This is a genomic window from Erythrobacter donghaensis (genome assembly GCF_001557325.1).
In the GTDB taxonomy this organism is placed as follows: domain Bacteria; phylum Pseudomonadota; class Alphaproteobacteria; order Sphingomonadales; family Sphingomonadaceae; genus Erythrobacter; species Erythrobacter donghaensis_B.
The window spans coordinates 1-2,484 of the sequence record NZ_LSJS01000025.1 but is presented as its reverse complement, the minus strand read 5'-3'; the positions used below and the strand labels follow the sequence as shown (position 1 = coordinate 2,484).

Genomic DNA, 2,484 nt, shown 5'->3' with positions numbered 1-2,484 from the left:
GCCTTCAGCGCATTGACCCGCAGATCGAGCGGGGCGCGGTCGAGCAGCGCGGCAATTTCCCGCCCGCCCAGCCCTGAGGCGCGCAAGGCGGCGGCGAGCCATTTGGGGGCAAGGCCCGTGCTCGCCGCCTCCTCGCCCTCGGCGCGGGGTGCGGGGCCGTGGGGGGAGCCGTCGAACAGCGCAGCGATGGCAGCATCCTGCCCCGCCACCGCCAGCATCGCCGCGCGCCCGCTCGCGGGCACCGGCCCGCACAGCCGGACCGCGCGGTAGACGAGATCGCGCACCGCGCGCCGGTCCTTCGACCCGGCATAGCGGCGCGCGCGGAAATAGTCGGCGATGATCCTGTCCGCCGGCGCGCCTTTGGCACGTGCGGAAGCAATCACGTTATCGAGCAGCTCGATCGCCGCCTGTACTCTAGCGGCGGGGGTCATATCGAGGCCTCAGCGTGTGGGATAATTGGGCGCCTCGCGGGTGATGGCGACGTCGTGGACGTGGCTCTCCGAAAGCCCCGCATTGGTGATCCGCACGAACTGCGCGCGGGCCTGGAGGTCGGTGATGGTGGCCGAGCCGGTATAGCCCATCGCGGCCTTGATCCCGCCGACCAGCTGGTGGACGACGTCGGCGGCAGGGCCCTTGAAGGGCACCTGCCCCTCGATCCCCTCGGGGACGAGCTTCATCGCGCTGACGTCCTGCTGGAAATAGCGGTCGGCCGAGCCGCGCGCCATCGCGCCGACGCTGCCCATGCCGCGATAGGCCTTGTAGGAGCGGCCCTGGTAGAGGAACACTTCGCCCGGGCTTTCGGTGGTGCCCGCAAGCATCGATCCGATCATCACGCTCGACGCGCCAGCCGCGAGCGCCTTGGCGGCATCGCCGCTGGTGCGCAGCCCGCCGTCGGCGATGACGGGCACGCCCGACTTCGCCGCTTCCGCCGCGCTCTCCATGATCGCCGTCAGCTGCGGCACGCCGACGCCCGCGACCACGCGGGTGGTGCAGATCGAGCCCGGCCCGATCCCGACCTTGACCGCATCGGCCCCGGCATCAACCAGCGAACGGGTCGCCTCGGCGGTGGCGACATTGCCCGCGATCACCTGCACCGCGTTCGAGAGCTTCTTGACCCGCTCGACCGCGCGGGCGACCTCGATATTGTGGCCGTGGGCGGTGTCGATCACGATCACGTCGACCTCGGCATCGACCAGCGCCTCGGTGCGCGCGAAGCCCGCATCGCCCACGGTGGTCGCGGCGGCGACCCGCAGGCGGCCCGCACCGTCCTTGGTGGCGGCGGGATAGTTCACAGCCTTCTCGATGTCCTTGACCGTGATGAGGCCGATGCAGCGATAGTCGTCATCGACCACCAGCAGCTTCTCGATCCGGCGCGCATGCAGCAGCCGCCGCGCCTCCTCCTGCCCGGTGCCGAGCGGTACGGTGGCGAGGTTCTCGGTGGTCATCAGCTCGCGCACCGGCTGGAGCGGGTTCTCGGCAAAGCGCACGTCGCGGTTGGTGAGGATGCCGACCAGCCGACCGCCTTCGCCTACCACCGGGATGCCGCTGATCCGGTTGGCCTGCATCAGCGCCTGCGCTTCCCCGAGCGTCGCCTCGGGACCGATGGTGATGGGGTTGACGACCATCCCGCTCTCATAACGCTTGACCGCGCGCACCGCCGCGCATTGCGCCTCGATGTCGAGATTGCGGTGCAGCACCCCGATCCCGCCCAGCTGCGCCATGGCGATCGCCATGTCCGCCTCGGTCACGGTGTCCATCGCCGAGGACAGGACGGGGATGTTGAGGCGGATGTCGCGGGTCAGCCGGGTCGAAGTGTCGGCCATGCTCGGCAAGACGTTGCTCTCGGCCGGGCGGAGCAGCACGTCGTCGAAGGTCAGGCCGAGCGGGATATCCATGAGCGCCACTTTCGCTTGCGAGGGTAGAGGGGGCTCTCCTCTGGCGGGAGATTCGTGGCGGCCCATGTAACGACACGGGCCCGGTTGCGCTAGGGGCGCGAACCCGCCTTTGCCGGATAGCGCGCCGGGTCGGCGATTAGGCGGATCAGGTCCTCGTGGAGCAGCAGATCGTCGACCGCGCCGCCGAGTTCGATCCCCGCGATCTCGTCCGAGGGCTGGTGGTAGCGCGCGGCGATGAAGGGATCGAGGATCGCGCGGCTGCCATAGGTGCTCGACAGCAGCACCGCGGGCACACCGGCTTGCACCAGCGCCCAGCCGTCCTGCCGCATAAGGAAACTGTCGGCGAGGCTCTGGTCGCCGAGCTGTCGGCCATGCCGCGCGAGCGCGGCGAGCACCGCCGCATCGAGCCCCCCGTCCTTGCCGCGGCCGACGAAACCCACCGGGCTCCCCTGCGGGGCGACCGCCATCATGTCGAGATTGAAGGCGGCGACGATGCTCGCGAGCGGCAGCGGCGGATCCTTGACGAAGGCGCGGATGCCGAGCAGGCCCGGCTCCTCGGCGGTGGTGGCGAGGAAGTAGATGTCGCGCC

The 2,484-nt window shown here is 70.3% G+C and carries 2 protein-coding genes and 1 pseudogene; all 3 read right to left on the bottom strand.

Going from position 1 to position 2,484, the window contains the following annotated elements:
* Positions 1–431: pseudogene (locus tag AX692_RS00465) on the bottom strand (RsmB/NOP family class I SAM-dependent RNA methyltransferase); the annotation flags it as partial.
* Between the two features lie 9 nt (positions 432–440).
* A complete protein-coding gene (gene guaB / locus AX692_RS00460) occupies positions 441–1,895 on the bottom strand; it encodes an IMP dehydrogenase (RefSeq protein ID WP_073975664.1) in 1,455 nt (484 codons plus the stop codon).
* 89 nt (positions 1,896–1,984) lie between these two features.
* The coding region (locus AX692_RS00455) for a M28 family peptidase (protein ID WP_155646233.1) at positions 1,985–2,484 on the bottom strand (500 nt) is incomplete at its 5' end.